Genomic DNA, 24749 nt, shown 5'->3' with positions numbered 1-24749 from the left:
CTCATGCCGACACCTCCGCAAGCTCCGGCGCCGGCCTGAGCCAAAACTGTGCTAGCAAAATCGCGGCCTCTCCGCTTCGCTGCGAACCGCTCATGCCGACACCTCCGCAAGCTCCGGCGCCGGCCTGAGCCAAAACTGTGCTAGCAAAATCGCGGCCTCTCCGCTTCGCTGCGAACCGCTCATGTCAGCGACGCTCCGGGGCGGTCGGGTCGAGCAGGTCGCGCAGCCAGTCGCCGGCGAGGTTGAACGACAGGACGGTCAGCAGCAGGCAGACGCCGGGCGCGAAGAGCAGCCAGGGCGCGATCTGGAAGTACTCCTTGCCCTGCTCGATCATCTGGCCCCAGGAGGGGTCGGGCACCGGCACGCCGACACCGAGGAACGACAGCGACGCCTCGATGAGGATCGACGAGGCCACGCCGAGGGTGGCGTACACGATGATCGTCGGCACGAGGTGCGGGAAGAGGTGCTTGCGCATGATCCTCCAGTGCGACAGGCCCAGGGTCCGCGCGGCCACGACGAACTCGCGCTCCTTGAGCGACAGCACGAGGCTGCGGATGATGCGCGCGAGGGCGGTCCAGTAGATGAGCGCGATGACCACGACGACGTTGCGGGCGCTGGGGCCGGTGACCGAGATCAGCGCGATGCAGAACAGCAGGATCGGGAACGACATCACCACGTCGGTGATCCGCATGAGCACCGTCTCGACCCAGCCGCCGAGGTAGCCGGCGACCAGCCCGACGAGCACGCCGAGGACGGTGGCCAGGCCGTTGGCGAGGATGCCGATGACGAGCGAGACCCGGGCGCCGTAGAGCAGCCGGGACAGCACGTCGCGGCCGTTGGGGTCGGCGCCGAGCGGGAAGTCGCCGCCGGGGCCGACGGGTGCGCCGGTGGCCTGGAGCCCCTCCGGGTAGGTGGTCAGCGGCGGGTGCGGGGCCAGCAGCGGCGCCAGGATCGCGGCCAGGGCAAGCAGGACCAGCAGCGCGATGGAGACCAGCGCGGGCCAGTCGTGGCGCAGGCTGCGCCGCGCGCGCCGCCAGAACCCGGGCGCGGCGACATCGGTGCCGACCTCAATGGGTACCGTCACGGCGTTGCCTCCTTCCAAAGCCGGGCTCGGGGATCGCGGCGATCAGCTCGCGGGTGTACTCGTGGGACGGCTGGGCGAACACGGCCTCGCCGGCGCCGGTCTCCACGATCCGGCCGCCCTGCATGATGGCGATGTCGTCGGCCATGAACCGCAGCGTCGACATGTCGTGCGAGATGAACAGGTAGGCCAGCCCGTCGGCCTCCTGCAGGTCCTTGAGCAGGTTGAGGATCTGGGCCCGGACCGACACGTCCAGCGCCGAGACCGCCTCGTCGCAGACGAGCACCTGCGGCCCGACCGCCAGGGCCCGGGCGATCGACACCCGCTGGCGCTGGCCGCCGGAGAGCTGGTGCGGGTAGCGGCCGGAGAAGCCGGACGGCAGCCCGACCCGGTCGAACAGCTCGCGGACGCGGACGGTGTGGTCGGGGCGGGGCACGCCGGCGGCGACGAGCGCCTCGGCGACGTTCTCGCCGACGGTGAGCCGCGGGTTGAGCGAGTCGTACGGGTCCTGGAACACCATCTGCATGTGCCGGCGGAACCGGCGCAGCCCGGCGCCGCGCAGGGTCGTCACCTCCTGCCCGCCGATGCGCACCGAGCCCGACGCGGGCTCGACGACCCGCATGAGGGCCCGGGCCACGCTGCTCTTGCCGGAGCCGGACTCGCCGGCCAGGCCCAGGGTGCGCCCGGGCGCAATGGCGAAGCTGATGGCGTCGACCGCGGTCAGCTCCTCGCGGCGCCAGCCGGTGCCGCGCTTGCGATAGGCGACGGTCAGGTCGCGGACGTCGACGGCGGGTTCAGTCACGGCCGCCCTCCAGGGGGAAGTGGCACGCGGCGGCGACGCCGGGCCCGGTCGGGCGCAGGGCGGGATCGGTGGTGCGGCACAGGTCCTGCGCGCGGGGGCAGCGGCCGGCGAACGCGCACATCCCGGACGGCACGTCGCCGAACGGCGGGGCGCCCGGGATCGTGGGCAGCCGCCGGGGCAGCGGGCCGCGCAGCCGCGGGATGCTCTCCAGCAGCGCCCGGGTGTACGGGTGGGTCGGCCTTGCCACGATCTCGTCGGTCGGGCCGGACTCGACGACCTGCCCGGCGTACATGATGAGGATCCGGTCGCAGAAGCTCGACACGACGCCGAGGTCGTGGCTGATGAGGACGGTCGCCGTGCCGTGGCGGTCGGTGAGCTCGTCGAGCAGGTCGAGCACCTGGGCCTGCACGGTGACGTCCAGCGCGGTGGTCGGCTCGTCGGCGACGATGAGCCGCGGCGTGCAGGCGGCCGCGATGGCGATGCACACGCGCTGGCGCATGCCGCCGCTGAACGCGTGCGGGTACTCCTTCAGCCGCCGCTCGGCGTCGCCGATGCCGACGGTGCGCAGCAGCCGGGCCGCCTCCTCCCGCGCGGCCGCCTTGCCCAGCCCGCGGTGGTGGCGCAGCCCCTCGGCGAGCTGGGTGCCGATCCGCAGCAGCGGGTTGAGGCTCGACATCGGGTCCTGGAAGACCATGGCGATGTCGGCGCCGCGCCAGCGGGCCAGCCGCTTGGCGTCGAAGGCGAGCACGTCGGAGCCGTCGAAGCTGATCCGGCCGCCGACGCCCGCGGTCTGGGGCAGCAGCCGCATCACGGCCTGCGCCGTCACGGACTTGCCGGAGCCGGACTCGCCGACGATGCCGACCCGCTCGCCCGCGGCCACGGAGAACGAGACGCCGCGCACGGCGGCGGAGCGTTGCCCGTCGCGGTCGAAGTCGACGGTGAGGTCGTCCACCTCAAGAAGCGTTGTCACATGCGTGTCCTCAATCACAGACCTCGTCGGTGCAGACGCGGGCCGGCCGGCGATGGCTCTGTTGCGTCCCGCCGGAGCTCCTGCGAACTCCGGCGGGAGCGCCGCGTCAGCGACCGGCCGTGCCCGTCGTCTTCCAGTAGTTGGTCATGTCCCAGCCCCAGATGGGCTGCGAGTGGTAGCCGCCGACGGTCTTGCCGAACACCTCGGTCTTGGAGCCGTAGTAGAGCGGCACCACCGGGTTGTCGGCGAGCATCGCCTTGGTGGCCTGGACGTACAGGGCGGTGGCGGCGTCGTTGTCCTTGGCCGCGAGCGCCTGGTTGACCAGGTCGTCGACGTTCTTGTTGCAGTAGAACGGGTAGTTCTGCCCGCCCGGGATGGCCGCCCCGCAGGACAGCAGCGCCTGGTAGAAGTCGCTGGCGTCGGGGTAGTCGGCGACCCAGAAGGTGAGCGTCATCGGCGCCTTGTTCGGCGTGCCGGCGAGGTCGAAGAAGGCGCTCTGCTGCACCGGCTTGGCGTCGACCGTGATGCCGATCTTGCCGAGGTCCTGCTGGAGCTGGGGCAGCAGCGCGGTCCAGGGCGAGGTGTTCCAGGAGTACATCGTGGTCGAGAAGCCGTTGGGGAAGCCGGCCTCGGCCAGCAGCTGCTTGGCCTTGGCGATGTCCTGGTCGTGGACGAGCTTGTCCTTGGTGTAGCCGGTGATGCCCGGCGGCAGGTACTCGTTGGCCACGCTGCCCTGCCCGGCGACGAGCTTGAGCAGGAAGCTGCGGTCGAAGGCGTACGAGACGGCCTCGCGCACCTTCGGGTTGTCGAACGGCGCCATCTGCGTGTTCATGGTCACGTAGTACGTCGACGGCTTCACGATCGTCTTGATCTGCGGCTTGAGCGACGCGTCGCCGGAGACGGTGAGGTAGTCCGCGGCCGGGATCGGGTCGCCCATCAGGTCGATGGAGCCCTTCTGCAGCGACAGCAGCTGCACGTGCGGGTCGACGCCGAGCTTCTCCACGACCTTGTCGACGTACGGCTTGGGCGCGTCCCAGTACTTCTGGTTGCGGTTGACCACGATCTCCTGGCCGGGCGTGAAGTGGTCCATCACGAACGGCCCGGAGCCGACCGGCTTGCTCGCGGTGCCCTGCTCGATGATCGACGCGTGCGGCATCGCCAGGACGTACTTGAACGAGCTGTTCGGCGCGGTGAGCTTGATCTGCACGGTGCCGTCGTCGACGGCGGCGATGCCGGCGAGCGTGCCGGTCGGGCTCTTCGCGTAGTCGGCGGCGCCGGCGACCCCGGTCCAGAAGCTCTGCACCGGCGACTTGGTGGCCGGGTCGAGGATGCGGGTCAGGGACCAGGCGACGTCCTTGGCCGTGACCGCCTTGCCGTCGCTGAAGGTCATGCCGGAGCGGAGCTTGATGGTGTACGTCAGTCCGTCCGCACTCACCTCGGGCAGCGCGGTCGCGGCCTGCGGCTCGATGTTCATGGTGTCGCCGACGTAGTCGTAGAGCCGGTCGTACAGCATGCGCATGTTGTTCCAGCAGGTGGCGTCGTAGCACACCGCCGGGTCGAAGGTCTTGGGGTCGCTCTGGTAGGCCACGGTCATGGTGCCGCCGTAGCGGGCCTGCTCGCTGCCGCCGGCGTTGGGGGTGGAGTCCTTGGCGTCGCCGCCGCCGCAGGCCGCGGTGAGCGCGACCACGCCGGCCGTGAGCGCCGCCAGGACGATTTTCCGTTGGGAAGGCATCCGAGCCTCCTTCGTTGTCTTACTGGGGGGATGGGGGTTGGGCGATGTTCGTCAGGCCGCGGACGATGTCGTCCGGGGCCGCCGCTAGGGAGAGCCGGACATGGCCGGCTCCTTCCGCGCCGAACGCGGGGCCCGGCGCTACCGCGGTCCCGGTTCGGTGCAGCAGGTCCACTGGGGAAACCTCGGTGCGCAGCCACAGGTAGAAGGCGCCCGCCGGGCGGGTGGCGGACAGGCCCAGCTCCAGCGCCGTCCGCAGGGCGATGTCCCGCCGGTCGCGGTAGGCGTCGCGCATGACCCGCACGGGGGTCTGGTCGCCGGTGAGGGCGGCCACCGCCGCGTGCTGGGCCACGGTGTTGACGCAGGACGCGGTGGCCTCCTGCACCCGGGCCAGGCCGGCCGCGAGCTCGGGGGTGGTGACCGCGTACCCGACCCGCCAGCCGGTCATCGCGTAGCTCTTCGACAGCGAGTAGACGGTGACGGCCGGGACGCCGGGCGCGGCGGCGGCGAAGGGGACCGCCGGCCGGTCCAGCCACAGCTGGTCGTAGCACTCGTCGGAGACGACGACGAGGTTCCTCGCGGCCGCCCACTCCCCCACCGCCGCCAGCTGCCCGGCGTCCCACTGGTAGCCGACCGGGTTGGACGGGGAGTTGACGAGGATCGCCCGGGTGCGCGGGCCGCGCAGGCTCTCGAGGTGGTCGTAGTCGGGGCCGTGGTTCGCCGCGGGGTCGAGGCGGTAGCCGCGCGGGACCGCGCCGAGCATGGTCGCCAGGGTCGAGAAGTTGGTCCAGCCCGGGTCCGGCACCAGAATCTCGTCGCCGGTGCCGAGCAGCGTGCGGTAGGCCGCGAACAGCGCCCCGACCCCGCCGGCGCCGACCACGATCCGGTCCGGTGCGGTGTTGCCGAGGCCGTTGTCGCGGGCGAGCTTGGCCGCGATCGCCTCGCGCAGGGCGGGCAGCCCGGTGCTGGGGCCGTACCTGGTGTGCCCGGTCCGCGCGGCCGCGTGCGCGGCCTCGACGATGTGCGCCGGGGTGGCGAAGTCGGGCTCGCCGAACTCGAGGTGGATCGCGCCCGGGACGGCCCAGGCGGCGTTGGCGATGGCCCGGATGCCCGACGCGGCGGTGCCGGCCACCTCGGCCGCGATCACGTGAGGCTCCGCATCAGGCCGCCGTCGCAGGACAGCAGGCTCGCGGTCACGTAGGACGCCTCCGGGGAGGCGAGGAAGCCCACGGCGGCCGCGAACTCCTCCGGCCGCCCGTAGCGCCCGGCCGGGATGCCGGCCATCGCGGCCGCCCGCACCGCGGCGACCTCGGCGCCGGTGCGCGCGGCCCGGGCCGCGTCCAGCGCCGCGACCCGCTCGGTGTCGATGCGGCCGGGGACGACCCCGTTGACGGTGACGCCGTCGGCGGCCACGAGCCGCCCGACGGTCTTGAGCCAGGCCGTCAGCGCGGCGCGGCCGCCGTTGGAGTAGGACAGGTCGGGCAGCGGCTCGCGCACCCCCGAGGAGAGCACGGCGACGATCCGGCCGGACCCGCGCTCGCGCATGCCGGGCAGGAGCCGCGTGGCGAGGTCGATCGGGGTCACCGTCAGCAGCTGCAGCGCGGCCCGCCAGCCGTCGGCGTCGGTGCGGTCGGCCGGCACCGGTGGCGGACCGCCGGCGTTGAGCACGAGCACGTCCACGCGCCCGAGCCGGTCCAGGGCCGCCGTGGCGACGGCGGCCGCGCCGGCCGGGTCGGCGGCGTCGGCGCGCAGCGTGTGGACGGTGACGCCGTGGCGGGCGCGCACCTCGGCGGCGACCAGGTCGAGGCGTTCGGGGTTGCGGGCCCACAGCAGCAGGTCGTGGCCGCGGCGGCCCAGCTCGTGGGCGATGGCGGCGCCGAGGCCGGAGCTGGCCCCGCCGACGACGGCGGTCACGGGGAGACCTGCAGCGGCTCGATCGCCGGGGTCAGGCCGACGCGGGCCAGCACGTCGTCGAGCTCGGCCAGCGTGGCCGCGTCCGGCAGCGGGGTGAGCGCGCGGGTGCGGGCGGTGGCGATGACGCCGCGGCGGCGCAGCACCTCCTTGCGGATGCCGAGGCCGACGCGGACCTGGCCCTCGAAGACGAGGTACGGCAGGAAGCGGTCGTTGATCCGGGCCGCGCCCGCGGTGTCCCCGGCTTCGTAGGCGAGGCGGATGGCGCGCAGGATCTCCGGGTACGCGAAGCCGGTCATCGTGCCGGCGGCGCCGCGGCGCAGCTCGGAGTAGGCGCTGACGCCGCCGAGGCCGCCGAACACGGTGAGCCCGGGCCGCTGGGCGAGGAGCCGGCCGATCTTCGGCGGGGTCGGCGGGTCCTCCAGCTTCACCACCGTGCTGCCGGCGGCGTCCAGGGCCGCGAGGAGGGCGGAGACGGGGAGGGTCACGCCGGTCGCGGCCGGCTCGTCCTGCACGATCACCGGCAGCTCGCTCGCGATGCCCTTGTAGAACGCGCCGATCTGGTCGGTGTCCTTGAGCAGCGGCGGGGCCGAGACCATGACCGCGGCCGCGCCGGCCTCGGCGGCCCGGCGGGCGTTGGCCGCCACGATCGCGGCCGACGGCGCCGAGCACCCGACCGCGAACGGCACCTTCCCCCGCGCGGCCGCGGCCACGGTGCTCAGCACGGTCTCGCGCTCGGCCGCGGTGAGGTCGGCCGCCTCGCCCATGACGCCGAGGATGGTGATGCCGTCGACGCCCCAGCTCGCCGCGGCGGCGACGATCCGCTCCAGGCCCGCGGTGTCGACCTCGCCGCCCTCGGCGAACGGGGTGGGGCTGATGTACCAGGTTCCCCTGAGCATGACGCTCCTTCAGTAGCCGCGGTCGCGGTGGTAGAGGTTGCGCAGCGGCTCCCCGGCCAGGTGGCGGCGCAGGTTGTCGCAGAACAGGCCGGTGATCGCCGCGTTCTCGGTGGCGACGGTGGACGCCGAGTGCGGCGAGACCAGCACGGAGTCGAGGTCCCACAGCGGCGAGGCGGCGGGCAGCGGCTCGGCGGCGAACACGTCGAGCGCGGCGCCCGCGAGCCGCCCGCCGGTCAGCGCCTCCACGAGGGCCGGCTCGTCGACGACCGGGCCGCGCGAGATGTTGACCAGGATGGCCCCCTCCGGCAGCAGCTCCAGCTGCTTGGCCCCGATCAGCCCCTCGGTCTCGGGGGTGAGCGGGCAGCACAGGACGAGGACGTCGGTGGCGGGCAGCAGGTCGTCGAGGGCGGCGACGCGGTCGCGGCCGACGCCGGCGACGGTGCAGCCGAGGGCCTCGAAGGAGCGGGCGACCTGCCGGCCCATGCCGCCGAGGCCGACGACGGTGACGGTCCGGCCGGCCAGCTGGGCGGTGGTGTACCGCTCCCAGCTCCGCGCGGCCTGGCGGCGGCGCAGCTCGGGGATGCCCTTGACGAAGTACAGCGCGCCGGCGACGGCGAACTCGGCGAGCGGGACGGCGTGGATGCCGGCCGCGGTGGTGAACGTGATGTCGCTGCGCTCCAGGCCGGTGCGCTGCACGAAGCCGCCGATACCGGCGCTGGTGGCCTGCACCCAGCGCAGCCGGGGCGCCCGCTGCGCCAGTCGCGCCGGGTCCTGCCAGTCGAAGTCGAAGGAGACGTCGGCCCGGGCGAGCAGTCGTTCCCACCGTTGCCCCTGCGCGGCGCTCAGCGGGCGCGGGGTGCCGGTGTGGTCGCAGCGGTACCGCGGGACCGGCAGCAGCTCCGGCTCGTACAGGACCTCGACACCCGGGGCCGCGTCCGCGATGCGGCCGACGTGCTCGGGCTCCAGGTAGGTGGCGATCAGCACCGCTGTGTGGGCCATGCCAGAACCTTAACGGTCGACCGCCGATTGTCGACAACCGACTTTCACCTGTTACCAGCTCTTTACATGATCCACCGCGGCCGGACCCATTTGTCCGAAACGAGGGGACAAATTTGGCCGGGAGTCCTTGGCGTGTCGCCAATCCATCGACCAATATGAACGCATCGTCGCGATTGGGGTTCGAATGACTGCCGTGCGTGAGCTACCGCTCGCCGGGGAACAACGCTGCCCGTTCGGTCCGCCTCCGGAGTACGCCGAGCTGCGCGCCACGGGCGGGGTGACCCGGGTGGCCTGCCCCACCGGCCTGGACGCCTGGCTGGTGACCCGCTACGCGGACGTGCGGGAGGTGCTGGGCGACCCGCGGCGCTTCAGCAACCGGCCCGGCACCGCCGCGCACATCCTCGCCGGCTACGCCGGCGACGGGCCCGGCGAGGGCGACTTCTCGCGCATGGACGGCGCCGAGCACCTGCGCTTCCGCCGGCACATGGCGCCCGAGGTGTCGAACATGCGGCGGATCGCGCAGCTGCGCCCGCTCGTGCAGCGCATCGTCGACGCGCGCCTCGACGCGCTCGCGCAGACCGCGCCGCCGGTCGACCTCTACGCGTCCTTCGCGCGGCCGGTCACCACCGGCGTCATCGCCGAGCTGCTCAGCGTGCCCGAGCCCGACCGGCCGCTGTTCCAGCACGCGGCCGAGGCCCTGTTCGCGGGCGCGTCCAGCGCCGACGACGTGGCCGCGGCGCTGAAGCCGCTGCTGGAGTACCTCTACGGCATGGTCGTGACCCGCCGCGCCGAGCCCGGCGAGGACGTGCTCAGCCGGATGATCGTGCGCAGCGACCAGACCGACCGGCCGTTCACCGACAACGAGCTGATCGCCATGAGCGCCGGGCTGCTCATCGCCGGCTACGACACCACCGCGAGCATGATCGGCCACGGGGTGCTGGCGCTGCTGCAGCACCCGGACGAGCTGGCCCGGCTCCGCGAGCGGCCCGAGCTGGCGGCGGGGGCGGCCGAGGAGCTCGTGCGCTACCTCGGCGTCGGCGCCGGCCTGCTGCGCGAGGTCGTCGCGGACACCGAGATCGCCGGGCAGCCGGTGCGGGCGGGCGACCTCGTGGTGGTGGCGATCCAGTCCGCGAACCGCGACGAGGCGCTGTACGCCGACGGCGACCGGCTCGACGTCGGCCGCGCGCCCGGCCCGCACGTCGGCTTCGGGCACGGGCCGCACCAGTGCGTCGGGCAGCAGCTGGCCCGGCTCGAGCTGACCGCCGTCCTGGCGACGCTGCCGCGGCGGGTGCCGTCGCTGCGGCTGGCGGTGCCGTTCGACGACATCCGCTTCAAGACCCGGACCGCGGTGCTGGGGCCGGTCGCGGTGCCTGTCGCCTGGGACGAGGTGCTCCCGGCCCTCGAGGACGGGCTCTGATGCGGGTCGAGGTCCACCTGGACAAGTGCATCGGCTCGGGCGTGTGCGCGCTCGTCGCCCCGGACGTGTTCGACCAGCGCGACGACGACGGCGTGGTGATCCTGCTGGCCGAGCACCCGCCGGCGCAGCACCAGGAGGCGGCCTACGAGGCGGCGAACCGCTGCCCGGCGTCGGTCATCGAGATCCACACCAACCGCTGGCCGCGGTACCGCCGGCCCGCCTCACCGTAGGCCCGCGTGCAGCGCGGCGAGCGCGCCCGGCCCGCTGGTGTCGCAGGCGGCGCCGCAGGCGTTCGGGTACTCCCAGTCGACGTCGATCCCGTCGAAGAGCCCGGCCCAGCGCGGGTCGTCGAGCTGGGCCCGGCACGAGGCGGCGAACGCGCCCGGTCCAACGCGTGCAGCGCTCACGAGTTGCGGATCAGCGCCGGCCGGATGTCCCGCGCTGCCAGGCCTCCAGCGCCCACCAGCAGCGCAGGGTCGTGAGCACCGGGGCGCCGTCCTCGTCGACGGGCAGGCCGGTGCGCTCGTGCAGGGCCCGCAGCCGGTACCGGACCGTGTTCGGGTGCACGTGCAGGGCCGCGGCCGTGCGGTCGAGGCGGCGCCCGTGGTCGAGGTAGGCCAGGGCGGTGCCGGCCAGCTCGCGGTGGAAGGCGTCGGCCGGGTCGAGGCGGTCCAGCAGCGCCTCGGCGAGCGCCGCGCCCAGCGAGGGCTGGGCGGCCAGGGCGGTCTCGGCGGCCAGGGCCGCCACGGTGTGCACGCCCGTGCGGGCGAACCGTGCGGCCCCGGCGAGCGCGGCGACGCACAGGCGGTAGCCGTCGCCGGCGCGCTCCAGCGGCAGCGGCGGGCCGACCACGGCCGTGACGCCGGGGCCGAGGCCGGCCGGGGTGCGCGGGGCCAGCCCGGCGAGGCGGCCCTCCACGGTGCCGAAGACCCCGCCGCACGCCGACAGCCGCGGTTCGAGCGCCTCCGCGCGGGCCGGGTCGGTGACGTCGAGGACGACGCAGCGGTACCGCCCGCCGGCCCGCAGCCCCACCGCCGCCGCCTCGTCCGAGCCGCCCGCGAGCAGCAGCGCGCGCAGCACCCCGTCGCGCTGGTCGCGGCGGCCGCGGGCCCGGGCCCGCTCGGCGGCGTGGTAGCCCTCGACCACGTGGCGTTCCAGGGCGCCGACGTACCGGTCGAAGTCCAGGGCCGCGCCCAGCAGTACCTCGTCGGGGATGCCGGCGGCGCGGCCCAGCGGCACGGCAACCTCCAGCACCCGGGTCCGCGCGGCCCGGATCGCGCACAGCAGCCCCGCGCACGGCACCCCCTGCGCGGCCCGGTCGCCCCCGAGCCGGGCCGCCTCGGCGAAGTCCGGGTCGGCGCCCTCGAACGCGGCGATGCCGGCGGACAGCAGCAGCGCCACGTGCCGGCGGCTCTCGGGAGCGGGCAGCCGCGCCACGTCGGGCGAGGCGGCGCGGGCGGCGGCGACGAGCTCGTCGACCAGGCCCTCGTCGCCGGCCAGGGCGGCCAGCAGCGGCGCGAGCGGGGTGGGCACATCTGCCTCGCTTGTGGGTGCGGCACAACCGCCCGGCGCGGCGTTGTGCGCGGGAACCTATCGACCGCCACCGATCGGCGATTTGCTGGAGGTTACCGCAGAGTAACGACAAAGCCCAGGGAGGCCGCGTGACTGCCATTCCCGCCAAGCGCCGGCGCGCCGTACTCGCCGGCCTCGCACTGCTCGCCACCGCCCTCGTGCCCGTCGCCGCCGCGCCCGTGCCCGCCGCCGCGGCGCCCGCGCTGCAGGAGGTGATGTTCGTCGGCAACAACTGGGACGGCACGGTCGACGTGATCCGCTCCGGCGGCACCTACGCGAAGCTCGGCCGGATCAACGTCGTGCCCGACCGCGGCCAGCGGCTGCTGGAGATCTACCTCAACCCGGTCCGCCTCGCCTTCTACCTCGGCGTCCAGCAGGGCCCGGGCGAGGGCCACGACCAGCTCGTCGACGACATGTACACCACCCCGGACGGCAGCGCGCTCGTCGTGTCCAGGCCCAGCTTCGCCGACGTCGCCGCCATCGACCTGCGCACCGGCGCGCTGCGCTGGCGCTTCCCGGTGTCGGGCTACCGGGCCGACCACATGGCCGTCTCCCCCGACGGCACCCAGGTCGCCGTCTCCGCCTCGACCTCGAACACCGTGCACGTGCTGGACATCGCCACCGGCCGCCAGCTGGGCTCGTTCGGCGCCGGCGACAAGCCGCACGAGAACATCTACACCGGCGGCGGCCGGTACCTGTGGAACATGTCCATCGGCGAGGTCAACACGGCGCTGGACGACCCGTGGCTGGACTGGACCAAGGGCGACCGGCACATCACCGTCGCCGACACGCACACGTTCCAGGTGGTCCGCACCATCGACATGCGCCAGCGGCTCGACGCGTTCGGCCGCAGCGACCTCTCCGACGCCGTCCGCCCGGCCGTGTTCACCCCGGACGAGCGCACGCTGTACTTCCAGGTGTCCTTCTTCAACGGCTTCGTGGAGTACGACGTCGCCGCCGACCGCATCACGCGCATCAAGGAACTGCCGAAGAACCCGGCGACCAGCGCGGACCGCACCACGTGGGTCAACGACTCCCGCCACCACGGCCTGTCGATGAGCCCGGACGGCGCGAAGCTCTGCGTGGCCGGCACCATGGACGACTACGCGACAGTCGTGGACCGCGCCACGCTGCAGGAGGGCGCGCTGGTACCGGCCAGCAAGCCCTACTGGGCGACGGTCAGCGGCGACGGCCGCGACTGCGTGATCTCCGAGTCCGGCGCCGACCAGGTGACCGCGATCAGCTTCGCCACCGGGCAGAAGGTCACGAGCGTCCCGGTCGGTGACCATCCCCAGCGCGTGCGCATCGGGCACGTGGCCACGGGCTGGACGGCGCCGTGATCCCCGAACGGTAAGGCGGTTGCCGGGCGGTTGCTTCCGCCCGGCCCGCTCAGGTGCCCCGTGCCGCGGCCGAACCCTTCCCGTGGAGATGCACCGCCCGCAAGACCGCCCGCAAGACCGTCGCGCTCATGGCCTGAGCGCGCTGGGTTAGGTTGGTCCGGTGCCGCTGACCGTCGGGGTGGAAGAGGAGTTCCTGCTACTCGACCCCGAGTCGTGGCACAGCCTCCCGCTCGTCGAACGGGTGCGGGCCGCGCTGCCCGCCGAGCTGCGGCCGGCCAGCCGCCACGAGTTCCGCCTCAGCATCCTGGAGATGGTGACGCCGGTGTGCACGGACCTCGGCGAGCTGCGCGGGCACCTCGCGGCCAACCGCCGCGCCGCCGCCGAGGCCACGCGGCGGACCGGGGTGCGGCTCGTCGCGGTGGGCGCCACGCCGGTCGCCGAGCCGGATCGCACCGTGGCCCATTCGCCGCGGTACCGCGCGATCGCCCGCCACTACGGCCCGATCGCCCGCGACCCGGCCCTGTGCGGCGCCCACGTGCACGTCGGCGTGCCCGACCGCGACCTCGCCGTGCGGGTGTGCACCGCGCTGCGCCCGTGGCTGCCACTGCTGCAGGCGGTGACCGCGAACTCCCCGTTCGCCGGGGGCGAGGACACCGGCCACGACAGCTGGCGCGGGATCGCGGGCGAGCGCTGGCCCGGCATCGGCCCGACGCCGCCGCTGGACTCCTTCGCCGACTACGAGCGCACGGTGGCCGAGCTGGTCGCGTCGGGCTCGATGTTCGAGCCCGAGCTCGTCTGGTGGTACGCGCGCCCGTCGCTGCTCTACCCCACCGTCGAGGTCCGCGTCGCCGACGCGTGCCCGACGAGCGACGACACGGTGCTGCTGGCGGCGCTGGTCCGCGGCCTCGTCGCCACCCTGTCGGCCGAGGTGCGCGCGGAAAAGGCGGCGCCGGCGGTACCGGAACACCTGCTGCGGGCCGCGCACTGGAACGCCTGCCACACCGGCCTCGCCGGCACGCTCACCGATCCGCTCCGGCGCACCGCGCGGCTGGCCGGGGACATGATCGCCGAGCTGTTCACCGCGATCGCCCCCGCCCTCGCCGCCCACGGCGACCTCGAGCTGGTCCAGGCCGGCCTGCTGCGCCTGCGCGACGAGGGCAACGGCGCCACCCGCCTGCGCCGGGCCGCGCGGTCGTCCGGCGGCCTTCCCGGCGCCCTGCACGCCCGGGCGGAGGAGACGGCGGCCGCCTGACCACCATCCGGTGGGCCCCCGGTCGTGTGGCTCGACGCCGGCGACTTCAGTGATCCACCGGAACCGTGATCGTGGCCCGGGTCGGGCCGCCCGCCGGGCTGTGCACGGCCAGGGTGGCGTCGACCGCGTCCAGGCGCTCCGCGATGCCGCGCAGGCCCGTGCCCGCCCCCGGGTCGGCGCCGCCGCGGCCGTCGTCCTCGACCGTGATGCGCAGCGCCGCGGCCGTGCCACTGCTGCTGACCACGTTCGTGAACGTCACCGTCGCCGCCGTCGCGCCGCTGTGCTTGACCACGTTCGCGAGGCACTCGGAGATCGCGAAGTAGGCCGCCGTCTCGGCCGCCGGGGACAGCTCCCCCGGCTCGTCGCCGGCCACGGTGACCGGCACGGCCAGGTTCAGGGCCAGGGCGCGGGCCGCGTCGCGCAGGCCGCGGTCGGCCAGCACCGCCGGATGGATGCTGTGCATCACCGCGCGCAGGTCGTCCAGGGCCGCGACCGCCGTCGTGCGGGCCTCCTCGACGAGCTTCGCGGCGCCGTCGGGGTCGAGGCGGACCAGGTGGCCGGCCAGCCCGAGGGTCAGCGACAGCGACACGAGCCGGGCCTGGGCGCCGTCGTGCAGGTCGCGCTCGACGCGCTTGAGCTCGGCCGCCTGCCGGTCCACGGCGCCGCGGCGGGAGCGGGTCAGCGTGTCGACCCGGGCGGCCAGCGCGGCCTCCCGCCGCCGGATCAGCGCGTAGGCGCCGAGCAGCAGCGAGAGGCCCAGGATGGTCCAGGCCGGCCAGAAGTACCCGCCGCCGGTGGCCACCCAGACCGTGAGGTCGGCGACGGCCATGACGACACAACCGATGGCGGCTTTGCGTACCGTCAGCGTCGTCGTCATGGTCATGCTCATCGGTAGGCGAACTTCCGCAGGACGGTCTCGGCCGGGCCTCGGCTGCCCCGGTCCGCCAGCATCTTCGCGGCGAGCGCCGACGCCGCCCAGACGACGGCCGCGCAGACGGCCGCGGCCCACGTCCCGCCCAGGTGCAGCGCCCACGGGCTGAAGAGCGCGACCCAGCAGAGCGACTGCAGCAGGTACCCGCTGAGCGACCGCTGCCCGAGCGCCACCACGGGCTCGAGGAGCCGCGGCGTGCGGCCGCCGAGCTTCAGCGCGACGAGGCCGAAGAGGGCGACGTAGCCGGGGCCGCCGTACTCGCCGGTGACGCCGTGGACCTGGGCCATGGCCTCGACGGTACCGGAGCCGGCGTGCACGAGCCCGGCGCAGATGAGCGCGTAGGGCAGCGCGCCCAGCGTGGAGATGCCGAGCGAGACGACTGCGGTGCGGCGCAGCAGCGTGCGGTGCGCGGCCGGCTCCTCGAGCACCCGCCGGCGCGCGGCCCAGATGCCGAGCCAGACGATGACGATGAACGGCAGGACGGTCGCGGTGTGCACCGGCCACTCGGCGAGGCGGTCGAGCATCGAGCCGAGGTACGTGGGCGCCGCGAGCGACGGGTTCGGGCTGTTCACGATGCCGGCCGTCCCGCCGTGCGCGTTCGCGAGCGCGATGCCGGCGAAGATGAGCGCGTACACCGTCTGGATGCCCCAGAGCCAGAGGACCACCTTGTGGAAGCGGTCGCCGCGGCGCACCAGGAACAGGGTCGCCACGATGCCGACGATGCCGTAGGCGCCGAGGAAGTCGCCGAAGTACAGCAGGGTGGCGTGCACCGCCCCGAAGGCGACGAGCAGCCCGTTGCGGCGCAGCAGCACCCGGTCGGGGTTGCGCCGGGCCAGCTGGACGAGGCCGTAGCCGAACATGACGGCGAACACGGGGTACGCACGGCTGTCCACGAACGTGGCGAGCCCGAGGTTGACGACCCGGGCGAGGCCGTGCGGGTGGGTTTCGAGCCCGGGCTGCCCCTTGAACGCGAAGTTGGCCGCGTTGGCGAGGGCGATGAACAGCAGCATGGCCCCGCGGGCGAGGTCGGGGGCTAGGGCCCGCTCGGACCGCCGGACGGGCCCGGCGGCGACGGCCTGGTCGATTGTCATGCGTATGAGCTTCTTCGCCGGGCCGCTCGCCATCGAGGACGGTGGAACCCGTCCGGCGGTGGTACTACTACCCCAGTTCGCCTTCCAGGTAGGCCAGCACCGCGAGGACCCGGCGGTTGTCGTCCTCGGAGGCCTGCAGGCCGAGCTTGGCGAAGATGCTGTTGGTGTGCTTGGCGACGGCCTTCTCGGTGATGAACAGCGCGGCGCCGATCGCGGCGTTGGAGCGGCCCTGGGCCATGTGCGCGAGCACCTCGCGCTCCCGGGGCGTCAGGCGGTCCAGCGGCAGCGTCTGCCGGCGGCTGTCGAGCAGCGCCGCGACGACGGTCGGGTCGAGCGCGGTCCCGCCGGCCGCGACCCGCCGCACGGCCGCCACGAACTCGTCGACGTCGGAGACGCGGTCCTTGAGGAGGTAGCCGATGCCGCCCCGCCCGTCGGCGAGCAGCTCGCGGGCGTAGAGGCGCTCGACGTACTGGGAGAGCACGAGGACCGGGAGCCCGGGCACCTCGGCCCGGGCCGCGAGCGCGGCGCGCAGCCCCTCGTCGGTGAGCGTGGGCGGGAGCCGCACATCGACGACGGCCACGTCGGGCCGCCGCTCGACGAGCGCGCGGAGCAGCTCGGGCCCGGTCCCGACGGCGGCGACGACCTCGAACTGATGGGCCTCGAGCAGCCGGATCAGGCCGTCGCGGAGCAGGGCAAGGTCCTCGGCCACCACGACTCGCACGCGGGCCACCCTACCGAAGCCCGCCACGGCTCGCGGCCCACGCCTGTGCCGGCTTCATCGCCCGGGTACCGCGGCCACGGGCGCCGGCCGGTTCGCGGCCACGGCCGGGCCCACCGTCCGGGCATGAATCCGGCCGGTCGCGGGGCGGAGCGCCCGACTTGCCGTCGCCCCCGTCGCGTAGGGTCACCGGCGTGAGCAGGTTCGCGCTGGCGGTCGACTACGGGACGTCCAACACCGTGGCCATCCTGCGCTGGCCCGACGGCAAGACCCGGCCGCTGTTGTTCGACGGGTCGCCGCTGCTGCCCTCCGCGGTGCACGCCATGCCCGACGGGCACCTCGCGACCGGGCGCGACGCGATCAACAGCGCCAAGCTCGACCCCGTGCGGTTCGAGCCCAACCCGAAGCGGCACGTCGACGAGCCCGACCTGCTGCTCGGCGACGCGACGGTGCCGCTCACCGCCGCCGTCGCGGCCACGCTCGCGCGGGTCGCGGCCGAGGCGCGGCAGGTGGCCGGGCGGGGCGTCGACGACCTCGTCATGACCTACCCGGCCGAGTGGGGCTCGGCCCGCCGGGGCGTGCTGACCGAGGCGGCGCGCCGGGCCGGGTTCCCGCCGCCGCGGCTGGTGCCGGAGCCGGTCGCGGCCGGTCTCTACTTCACCGCCGTCCTCGGGCGCGGGGTGCCGCCCGGGGCGAGCGTGGTCGTGTACGACCTCGGCGCCGGCACCTTCGACGCCTCCGTCGTCCGGCGCGGTGCGGGCGGGTTCGAGACGCTGGCGTACCGCGGGCTCGACGACGTCGGCGGCGTCGACCTCGACGAGCTCGTCGTGCAGCAGATCGGGGGTGTCGCCGGCGCGAGCGACCCCGAGGCCTGGGCGCGGCTGTCGGCCCCGCGCACTGCCCCGGACCGGCGGGCCGCCCGGGCCCTGCGCGACGACGCCCGGATGCTCAAGGAGCGGCTCTCCCGCGAGTCGTCGGCCGGGCTGCTGGTGCCGATCCTCGACCGCGACCTGCACGTCACCCGGGACGAGCTGGAGCAGCGGGCCCGGCCGCTCATCGCGCAGACGGTCGCGGTGACCGCGGCCACCGTCGCCGCGTCCGGGGTGCCGCGCGAGCAGGTGGCGGGGCTGTTCCTGGTCGGCGGGTCGACCCGGATGCCGCTGGTCGCGACCGAGCTGCACCGCGCGCTCGGCATCGCCCCGACGGTCCTCGACCAGCCCGAGCTGGTGGTGGCGGAGGGCGCGCTGGTCACGGAGATCCCCGCGCACCAGGTCCCGGCCCCGCCGGCCCCGGCCCGGCACCCCGCGATGCCGGCCCAGCACCCGGTCACCCCGCCGATGCCGATGCCGATACCGGCCCAGCATCCGGTCACCCCGCCGGCGCCGATGCCGGCCCAGCGCCCGCCGTCGATGCCCGTGTCCGCGACGCCGGTTTCCCCGCAGCCCGTGTCCCCGGGGTGGGGCGCGCCGAGCCCGGTCAGCCCCGGCGCCGCGCCGATCGTGCCGCAGCGGCCGATCATCCCCCAGCAGGCCGTCCCGATGATGCCCGCGCCGCCGGCGCCGCTGCCGCCGTTCTTCCCCGCCGGGGGCCGGATGCCGGCCGAGTTCCGCACCGGCACCGGCGCGATCATCGGCAAGGCGGCGGCCCGGATCCTGTGGATCCTGCCGTTCTTCCTCGGCAGCATCCTGGCCTTCGGGGCCGTCTACGAGCCGACCGGCAACGACGACCTGGGGATCATCCCGACCCTGCTGATCTGGGTGTACATCCTGGTGTGGCTCGGCAGCTCGATCGTCCGCATGGTCCGGGCCCCGGGCGAGCCGCACCGCCTGCTCATCGACGAGCACGGGCTCACCGTCACCGTGCGCGGCCGCGCGGTGCACGTGGCCTGGGCGCAGCTGGAGCGGGTCGAGGTCCGGCGGCGCGGCTTCTTCCGCCGCCCCACGCTGCTCATCGTGCCCCGGCCCGGCACCGGCCTCGCCGCGCACCCGGACTGGCGGGGCCGGGTCATCGGCGGCGGGGAGGCGCTCAAGGTGGCCGACCTGCGCACCCTGGGTGCGCATCGCACCGCGGTGAGCTCGGCCGTGCGGCAGTACCTGCCCGCATGAGGATCCCGACCGACGCCGAGATCCGGGCGCTGCACGAGCGCCTCGCGCCCACGCCGCAGGCCTTCGCGCTGGTGTACACGCACTGCGAGATCGTCGCCCGGATCGCCGCCCCGCTCGCCGGGCCCGATCTGGACCCGGCCCTCGTACGCGCCGGTTGCCTGCTGCACGACATCGGGGTGTACCGGCTCGGCGCGGGCGAGGCGTACATCCGCCACGGCCTGCTCGGCCACGAGGTCCTCGCCGGGCTCGGGTTCGCCGAGACGCTGTGCCGGTTCTGCTCCCACCACACGGGCGTCGGCCTGACCCGCGAGGACGTGCACCGGCAGGGGCTGCCGCTGCCGGTGGACGACTACGTGGCGGAGACCGGGGAGGAGCGCCTGGTGATGTACGCGGACAAGTTCCACAGCAAGTCGACGCCGCCCCGGTTCGTCTCCGCCGCGGCGTACGCGGTGGCCGTGAACCGGTTCGGCGACGACAAGGCCGCGGTGTTCAAGGCGATGGTCGCCGACTACGGCGAGCCCGACCTGGCCCCGCTCGCCGCCGAGTACGGCCACGCGATCGTCTAGAGCGCCGCCAGCATTGTCCGTGAGCGCTCCAGCACCAGGGCGGTGGCCTCGGCGTCGTACGACGGCAGGGACGCGTCGGTGAACAGGTGGGCGTCGCCGTCGTACAGGTACAACTGAGCGGAATCGGCCAGCCCGACCAGTTCCCGGGCCGCGTCGGCGTCGCCCTCGCCGCCGAAGAAGGGGTCTGCGGACATGCCGTGGACCTGCACCGGTACGCCGTGCGGCCAGGGCCCGATCGCCCACGGGCCGGTCACCGGCAGGCAGGCCTCGTAGAGCAGCGCGCCCCGCGCCCCCGGCCGCGTCTGGGCCAGGCGCTGGGCGGTCATGACACCCCAGGAGATCCCGGCGTACACCATGCCGTCGTACTCCTCCCAGCCGCGCTCCGGCAGCGTGCCGGCCAGCGCCGAGCCCTCCTGGAGCGAGCCGGGCAGCGCGCCGTCGAACAGGTCCGGCGTGTGCACCGTGTGCCCACCGGCGCGCAGCCCGTCGGCGAACGCGCGCACGCCGTCGGTCAGCCCGCGCAGGTGGTGGAAGAGCACGACCTCGGCCATACCCGGCACCTCCATGATCGTTTGAGATTTTTCGGACGTTCGAACACCTTAGAATGACCGGACTATGCCGGTCAATGACTCCCTCCCCGACTACGAGCTCGGCGACATGCTCGTGGTGACCGCGCCGGAGCAGCTGCGCGCGCTGGCCGATCCGCTGCGCTCCACGCTGCTCGAGCTGGTGCTGGAGCGCGCCGCGACCGTCTCCGAGCTCGCCGTGGCGGTCGGGCGGCCGAAGGGCACGGTGGCGTACCACGTCAACCACCTCGTCGCCATCGGCCTGTTCAAGGTTGTGCGCACGCACAAAGTCCGCGCGATCGAGGAGCGCTACTACGGCCGGGTCGCGCGCACGCTGTACGTCGGCGTCCTGTCCAGCCCCGAGGACCGGCGCCTCGCGGCCGGCATCAACGGCCTGGCGACCGCGGCCGCCGAGTCGGCCGCCGCGCACGCCGCCGACGACCTGCGCTGCACGCTCGTGCACGCCCGCATCCCGCGCGAGGACGTGCGCGCCTTCTGGGCCGAGGTCCAGGCCCTGGCGCGGCGCTTCGCCCAGATCCCGCGCGCCGGCGACCAGGTGTACGGCTTCGCGGCCGGCCTGTACCCGACCGACGCCCCGGCCCTGCCCGACCGCAACGACTGAAACGCGGCCTTTGCGCCCTGGCACGCGGTTGCAACGATGGCGGCGTGGCTGGTGGTCGCATCCCGGGTCGGCACGGCGGTCGGTGGCGGGCCGGCGCGCTGCTGTCCGGCCTGGTCGCCCTGCTGGTCGGCCTGCTCGCGGTGGTGACCAACATCGGAACGGAGCTGGTGCCCGGCTCCTGGACCGTCTTCGACGACCGCCGGGTCGTCTGGTCGGCGCTGGCCCTGCTGGTGCTGACCACGGCCGGGCTGGCCGTGGTGCAGCAGCGCCTGCTGGCCGCCGACGCCGGCGCGCCCGCGGGGCCGGTCGGCCTCACCGCCCCGGCCCTCACCGGCATCGCCCGCGACCTGGCGGCCGAGGCGCTCCGCCGCACCCACGACAGCCCGGTCCGGATGCGGCTGCACCGGCCGATGCCGCTGCGGGTCTGGTTCCGGTCGGCCGAACGGCATCTGGCCGCCGGCCGCCGGGCCGTGACCGGCGACGACGACGGCGACTGGGAGTCCGCGCCGATCCACGATCACGTCGCGAGCATCGCGCACCGGCTGCGCAGCCTGCAGTGGCGGCAGCTGGCCGTGCTGGGCGAACCGGGCGCGGGCAAGAGCGTGCTGGCGGTGACCCTCGTGCACGAGCTGCTGTCGGACCCCGGGTTCCGGGTGGAGTCCGAGCCGGTACCCGTCCTGCTGCCCGCGTCGGCCTGGAACCCGGCCGCCGAGTCGGTCGCCCGGTTCACCGCGCGCCGCCTGCACGAGGACTACGGCCTGCCGCCGGCCGCCGCCGGCCTGCTCGCGACCGAGGTGCGTCCCGGAAGTACCGGACGGTTCGCCGGCGTCTACGTGATGCCGGTCCTCGACGGGCTGGACGAGATCGCCGCGGAGCTGCGCCCGGCGGCCGTCGCCGCGATCGAGCGGTACGCCTCGACCGACCGGCCGGTGGTTCTCACCTGCCGCACGAACGAGTTCGCGAGCGTCGTCGCCGCGACCGGCGTGCTCGCGCGGGCGGCCGTGGTGCAGCTCGTGGCGCTGCGGGTCGACGACGTCGTGGAGTACCTGAGCGAACCGGAGCACCAGGCCGGCCGGTGGCACACCGTGTTCGCGGCCCTGCGCGCCGACCCCGCGGGCACGCTGGCCACGGCCCTGTCGACCCCGCTGATGGCGGCGCTGGCCAAGGACGCGTACGCCGGGCGGGACCCGGCCGAGCTGGCCACGATGCCCACCCGCGGCGAGATCTCCGGCCGGCTGATCGACGGTTACGTGACGACGGTGTACGACCGCGCGGCCGCCCGCACCGCGCCGGCCGCCCGGTGGCTCGGCAGCCTCGCCTACCTGGCGGACCGGGACGGCTCGCGCGACCTGCGCTGGTGGCGGCTGCCCTGGAACGACCTGTGGCGGCGTCCCCGGCTCGCCCGGTGGATGCAGCTGGGCGGCCTCGGGACCGCGGCGGCCGTCGTCGCGCTCGGGACGGCGTGGGCCGCGCTCGGGCCGGGGCGCGCCGTGGCCCTGGCCGGGGCCGCCGGGCTCGTCGTGCTCCTGATCGCCGGGGGCGCCTTCACCCGGCTGTTCGGCCACCGCTTCCAGCCGGCCACCTCGGCCGTTCCGCTGGGACTGCGGCGGCTCGCCCGGCGCGCGGGCCCCGAACGGGTCGTCCGGCCCGTGTACGGCGTCCTGTTCGGCGCGCTGTGCGGCCTCCTGCCGGCCCTGCTCGTGGACCGTCCCGCCCTCGCCGTGGTCACCGGCGCCGCCTCCGGGCTGCTGAGCGCACTGCTGCCCGGCCCGCGCCGGGACGGCCGTGCGGAGCCGGGGCCCGCGGCCACCCTGCGGGCCAACCATCGGCTCGCCGCCCGGACCGGCCTGCGCTTCGGCGGCCCGGCCGCCGTGCTGTACGCGGGTGCGGGTGCGGCGGCCGGCTCGGCGTGGCCCATCTGGGCGTGCACCGGATTGCTGGCCTTCGCCGGCGCGGCCGCGCTGGCCGGCGGCGAGGGCCTGTGGCTGCGCTTCCGGTGCGCGCACCTGGCGCTGGCGCTGTGGCGGGCGGACGGCGGGCCACCGCTGCTGCCGGTGCGGCTCCTCGCCTTCATCGAGGACGGCGCGGGGCCCGAGCGCAACACCCTGCGCGTGAACGGGATCGGCTGGCAGTTCCGGCACGCCCTGATTCATGATCACCTCGCCCACCCGGTACGCGAGTCGCTGCTGCGGCGGCGGTCCCGGGCCGGGAGCATCCGCGCCACGGCACGGCTGTCCGAGCTGCTGCGCGAGCGCGGCGACGCCGGGGGCGCGGCGGCCGTCGTCCGCGCGCACGCGGCGCGCGGCCGCGGGGACGCCGCCGAAAGCCTCGCCGGGCTCCTGTACGACGTGGGCGACGCCGACGCCGCGCTGGCCGTCCTGCTCCGGGGCCTGCAGGCCGGCGGACGCGGGAAGAAGGGCCGGGCCGCCCGGTACCGGGCCGCCGAGCGCGCCGCCGGGTTCTTCCGCGAGCGCAACCACCGGCGGGCGCTGGCCGGGGTCTGGCTGTTCCGGGCCGACCGGGGCGAGCGGTACGCCGAGGCCGAGCTGGCCGAGCTGCTGCACGAGCACGGCGACGCCGGCACCCTGCGGCGGCTGACCGCCAACGGCGACACCCACGCGGCGCGGCACCTGGCGGAGCTGCTGTTCGAGCGCGGCGACGCCGAGACCCTCCGGGAGTGGGCCGGCGCCGGCAGCGGGCCCGCGGCCGAGCGGCTCGCCCGGCTCCTGCTCGACCGCGGGGACACCGCCGGCGCGGCCGCCGTGTGGCGGCGGCGGGCCGACGCGGGCGACCGGCGCGCGGCCGAGCAGCTCGCCGAGCTCCTGGAGCGGCAGGGCGACGTCGCCGGCGCGGTCGCGGCCTGGCGGCGGATCGCGCACGCCGGCGACGACATCGCCGACTGGCCGGCCGCCGAGCGCCTGGCCGAGCTGCTCGCCCGGCAGGGTCAGCTCGACGGGGCCATCGCCGTCTGGGAGCGCCTCGCGAGCACGGGCGCGGCCCGGGCCGCCGCGCGGCTGGCCGAGCTGCTCTGCGCCCGGGGCGACATCGAGACGCTGCACCGGCGGGCCGAGGGCGGCGACGTGCACGCGACGCGGCGGCTGGCGTTGTACCTGCGCGACCACGGCGACCCCGCCGGCGCGGCGGCCCGGTGGCAGTGGCTGGCGGCCCGGGGCGACAACGAGGCGCTGGGCCACCTCACCGAGCACCTGCTGCGGGCCGGCGAGCCCGCCGCCGCGATCCGGATGCTGGCCCGGTCGGCCGAGGACAACCCGGAGGCCGCGCGCCGGCTGGCCGACCTCCTGCGCGACCGCGGGGACATCGACGGGCTGCGCGCGCGGGCGGACCGCGGCGACGGGTACGCCGCCGCGCACGCGGTCGCCCTGCTCTCCGGGCGCGGGGACGTCGACGGCGTCGTCGCCGTCCTGCGCCGGCAGGTCGAGCTCGACAACGGGCACGCCGCCCTCCAGCTCGCGGACCTGCTGATCCGCCGCGGGGCCCGGGCCGAGGCCATCGCCGTCTGGGTGCGCCGCGCGGACGCCGGCGACGGGTACGCGGCCGAGCGCGCGGCCGAGCTGCTGGTCGAGTCCGGCGACCTCCGCCGGGCCCTGCACATCTGGCAGCGGCGCGCCGACGCGGGCAGCGCCTACGCGCTCGAGCGCGTGGCCGCGCTGCTGCTGCACAAGGGCGACGTCCCGGGCGCGATCGCCGTGTGGCGGCGCCGGGCCGAGGCCGGCGACGGCGACGCCGCGCAGAAGATGACCGAGCTGCTGCGCGAGCAGGGCCTCCTGCGCACGGCGATCGCGTTCTGGCGCCCCCGGGCCGACCTCGGCGACGGCGGCGCGGCCCGGCAGCTCGCCCGGCTCCTGCGCGAGGACGGGGACGCCGCCGTCCTGCGGCAGATGGCCGACACCGGCGACTCCTACGCCGCCGACCAGTTGTGCGGCCTGCTGCACGACCGCGACGACGCCGACGGCCTGCGGCACCGCGTCGACGTGGGCGACGCCCACGCGGCCGGGCACCTCGCGGAGCTGCTCCGGCGGCGAGGTGACGTCGACGGCGCGATCGCGGTCTGGCGCCGCCAGGCCGACGCGGGCGACCGGACGGCCACCGACCGGCTGACCGAGCTGCTGCGCGAACGGGCCCGCTGATCGCCCGCCGGGCGGCACCGCCCGCGGCCG

At 75.2% G+C, this 24749-nt stretch carries 21 protein-coding genes and 1 pseudogene; 8 read left to right on the top strand and 14 right to left on the bottom strand.

Annotation, left to right across the window (positions count from 1 at the left end):
- Positions 1–184 precede the first annotated feature (184 nt).
- The 8 genes from AB0B76_RS47870 to AB0B76_RS47835 form a co-directional block, all read right to left on the bottom strand.
- The gene (locus AB0B76_RS47870; protein ID WP_360389379.1) at positions 185–1084 is read right to left on the bottom strand and encodes an ABC transporter permease; all 900 of its coding nucleotides are present in this window, start codon (positions 1082–1084) and stop codon (positions 185–187) included.
- The gene (locus AB0B76_RS47865) at positions 1068–1883 is read right to left on the bottom strand and encodes an ATP-binding cassette domain-containing protein (protein ID WP_360389377.1); all 816 of its coding nucleotides are present in this window, start codon (positions 1881–1883) and stop codon (positions 1068–1070) included. The genes AB0B76_RS47870 and AB0B76_RS47865 overlap by 17 nt, the downstream gene beginning before the upstream one ends.
- Entirely contained in the window at positions 1876–2853 is a 978-nt protein-coding gene (locus tag AB0B76_RS47860) for an ABC transporter ATP-binding protein (RefSeq protein WP_360389374.1), read from the bottom strand. The genes AB0B76_RS47865 and AB0B76_RS47860 overlap by 8 nt, the downstream gene beginning before the upstream one ends.
- A gap of 106 nt (positions 2854–2959) precedes the next feature.
- Complete coding sequence (locus AB0B76_RS47855; RefSeq protein WP_360389371.1) at positions 2960–4585, bottom strand: ABC transporter substrate-binding protein; 1626 nt, start codon at positions 4583–4585, stop codon at positions 2960–2962.
- Between the two features lie 19 nt (positions 4586–4604).
- On the bottom strand, positions 4605–5729 hold the full coding sequence (locus AB0B76_RS47850) for an aminotransferase class I/II-fold pyridoxal phosphate-dependent enzyme (RefSeq protein ID WP_360389369.1): 1125 nt from the start codon (positions 5727–5729) through the stop codon (positions 4605–4607).
- Positions 5726–6496, bottom strand: coding sequence for an SDR family oxidoreductase (locus tag AB0B76_RS47845; protein ID WP_360389367.1), 771 nt, complete (start codon positions 6494–6496; stop codon positions 5726–5728). The genes AB0B76_RS47850 and AB0B76_RS47845 overlap by 4 nt, the downstream gene beginning before the upstream one ends.
- Positions 6493–7392 carry a dihydrodipicolinate synthase family protein gene (locus tag AB0B76_RS47840; protein WP_360389364.1) on the bottom strand — a complete coding sequence of 300 codons (900 nt, stop codon included), beginning with the start codon at positions 7390–7392 and terminating at the stop codon, positions 6493–6495. Before AB0B76_RS47840 ends, AB0B76_RS47845 begins: the two co-directional genes overlap by 4 nt.
- A 9-nt stretch (positions 7393–7401) precedes the next feature.
- Positions 7402–8391 (bottom strand): D-2-hydroxyacid dehydrogenase, encoded by a 990-nt coding sequence (locus AB0B76_RS47835; RefSeq protein WP_360389361.1) that lies wholly within the window; start codon positions 8389–8391, stop codon positions 7402–7404.
- A gap of 193 nt (positions 8392–8584) precedes the next feature.
- Between AB0B76_RS47835 and AB0B76_RS47830 the strand changes: the two genes are divergently transcribed.
- Both AB0B76_RS47830 and AB0B76_RS47825 read left to right on the top strand, forming a co-directional pair.
- Positions 8585–9808, top strand: a complete 1224-nt coding sequence (locus AB0B76_RS47830; protein WP_360389358.1) for a cytochrome P450 — start codon at positions 8585–8587, stop codon at positions 9806–9808.
- Positions 9808–10038, top strand: a complete 231-nt coding sequence (locus AB0B76_RS47825; protein WP_360389356.1) for a ferredoxin — start codon at positions 9808–9810, stop codon at positions 10036–10038. The genes AB0B76_RS47830 and AB0B76_RS47825 overlap by 1 nt, the downstream gene beginning before the upstream one ends.
- A gap of 21 nt (positions 10039–10059) precedes the next feature.
- Here the strand turns inward: AB0B76_RS47825 and AB0B76_RS47820 are convergent.
- A pseudogene (locus AB0B76_RS47820) lies at positions 10060–10194 on the bottom strand (chitinase); the annotation flags it as partial.
- Between the two features lie 31 nt (positions 10195–10225).
- Positions 10226–11341: a helix-turn-helix domain-containing protein gene (locus AB0B76_RS47815; RefSeq protein ID WP_360389353.1), complete on the bottom strand. Its 1116-nt coding sequence runs from the start codon at positions 11339–11341 to the stop codon at positions 10226–10228.
- Between the two features lie 128 nt (positions 11342–11469).
- Here AB0B76_RS47815 and AB0B76_RS47810 point away from each other — a divergent pair, with 128 nt between their 5' ends.
- Positions 11470–12720 carry a YncE family protein gene (locus AB0B76_RS47810; protein WP_360389351.1) on the top strand — a complete coding sequence of 417 codons (1251 nt, stop codon included), beginning with the start codon at positions 11470–11472 and terminating at the stop codon, positions 12718–12720.
- A 160-nt stretch (positions 12721–12880) separates the two neighbouring features.
- Entirely contained in the window at positions 12881–13972 is a 1092-nt protein-coding gene (locus AB0B76_RS47805) for a glutamate--cysteine ligase (RefSeq protein WP_360389348.1), read from the top strand.
- A gap of 46 nt (positions 13973–14018) precedes the next feature.
- Here the strand turns inward: AB0B76_RS47805 and AB0B76_RS47800 are convergent, their stop codons facing one another.
- The 3 genes from AB0B76_RS47800 to AB0B76_RS47790 form a co-directional block, all read right to left on the bottom strand.
- A complete protein-coding gene (locus AB0B76_RS47800; protein ID WP_360389345.1) occupies positions 14019–14849 on the bottom strand; it encodes a histidine kinase in 831 nt (276 codons plus the stop codon).
- A gap of 8 nt (positions 14850–14857) precedes the next feature.
- Positions 14858–15994: a DUF418 domain-containing protein gene (locus AB0B76_RS47795; RefSeq protein ID WP_360389343.1), complete on the bottom strand. Its 1137-nt coding sequence runs from the start codon at positions 15992–15994 to the stop codon at positions 14858–14860.
- Positions 15995–16061: 67 nt separating this feature from the next.
- Complete coding sequence (locus tag AB0B76_RS47790) at positions 16062–16715, bottom strand: response regulator transcription factor (protein WP_360389339.1); 654 nt, start codon at positions 16713–16715, stop codon at positions 16062–16064.
- 191 nt (positions 16716–16906) lie between these two features.
- Here AB0B76_RS47790 and AB0B76_RS47785 point away from each other — a divergent pair, with 191 nt between their 5' ends.
- Both AB0B76_RS47785 and AB0B76_RS47780 read left to right on the top strand, forming a co-directional pair.
- The gene (locus tag AB0B76_RS47785) at positions 16907–18817 is read left to right on the top strand and encodes an Hsp70 family protein (protein ID WP_360389337.1); all 1911 of its coding nucleotides are present in this window, start codon (positions 16907–16909) and stop codon (positions 18815–18817) included.
- Complete coding sequence (locus tag AB0B76_RS47780; RefSeq protein WP_360389335.1) at positions 18814–19383, top strand: HD domain-containing protein; 570 nt, start codon at positions 18814–18816, stop codon at positions 19381–19383. Before AB0B76_RS47785 ends, AB0B76_RS47780 begins: the two co-directional genes overlap by 4 nt.
- Here AB0B76_RS47780 and AB0B76_RS47775 read toward each other — a convergent pair.
- Positions 19380–19934 carry a dienelactone hydrolase family protein gene (locus AB0B76_RS47775; protein ID WP_360389332.1) on the bottom strand — a complete coding sequence of 185 codons (555 nt, stop codon included), beginning with the start codon at positions 19932–19934 and terminating at the stop codon, positions 19380–19382. The two genes, AB0B76_RS47780 and AB0B76_RS47775, sit on opposite strands and share 4 nt — an antisense overlap.
- 64 nt (positions 19935–19998) lie before the next feature.
- Between AB0B76_RS47775 and AB0B76_RS47770 the strand changes: the two genes are divergently transcribed.
- Both AB0B76_RS47770 and AB0B76_RS47765 read left to right on the top strand, forming a co-directional pair.
- Complete coding sequence (locus tag AB0B76_RS47770) at positions 19999–20571, top strand: helix-turn-helix domain-containing protein (RefSeq protein ID WP_360389329.1); 573 nt, start codon at positions 19999–20001, stop codon at positions 20569–20571.
- 44 nt (positions 20572–20615) lie between these two features.
- On the top strand, positions 20616–24719 hold the full coding sequence (locus AB0B76_RS47765) for a hypothetical protein (RefSeq protein ID WP_360389327.1): 4104 nt from the start codon (positions 20616–20618) through the stop codon (positions 24717–24719).
- Positions 24720–24749: the final 30 nt, after the last annotated feature.

This window comes from Dactylosporangium sp. NPDC049140 (genome assembly GCF_040648435.1).
Note: the sequence above shows the minus strand (reverse complement) of the source record. Positions and strands in the feature narration are given on the sequence as shown.

Bases quoted from the DNA above. Each gene is read 5' to 3' on its own strand.
- AB0B76_RS47770 (WP_360389329.1), top strand. From the start codon at position 19,999: ATGCCGGTCAATGACTCCCTCCCCGACTACGAGCTCGGCGACATGCTC.
- AB0B76_RS47840 (WP_360389364.1), bottom strand. From the start codon at position 7,392: ATGCTCAGGGGAACCTGGTACATCAGCCCCACCCCGTTCGCCGAGGGC.
- AB0B76_RS47835 (WP_360389361.1), bottom strand. From the start codon at position 8,391: ATGGCCCACACAGCGGTGCTGATCGCCACCTACCTGGAGCCCGAGCAC.
- AB0B76_RS47795 (WP_360389343.1), bottom strand. From the start codon at position 15,994: ATGACAATCGACCAGGCCGTCGCCGCCGGGCCCGTCCGGCGGTCCGAG.
- AB0B76_RS47780 (WP_360389335.1), top strand. From the start codon at position 18,814: ATGAGGATCCCGACCGACGCCGAGATCCGGGCGCTGCACGAGCGCCTC.
- AB0B76_RS47800 (WP_360389345.1), bottom strand. From the start codon at position 14,849: ATGACGACGACGCTGACGGTACGCAAAGCCGCCATCGGTTGTGTCGTC.
- AB0B76_RS47775 (WP_360389332.1), bottom strand. From the start codon at position 19,934: ATGGCCGAGGTCGTGCTCTTCCACCACCTGCGCGGGCTGACCGACGGC.
- AB0B76_RS47855 (WP_360389371.1), bottom strand. From the start codon at position 4,585: ATGCCTTCCCAACGGAAAATCGTCCTGGCGGCGCTCACGGCCGGCGTG.
- AB0B76_RS47825 (WP_360389356.1), top strand. From the start codon at position 9,808: ATGCGGGTCGAGGTCCACCTGGACAAGTGCATCGGCTCGGGCGTGTGC.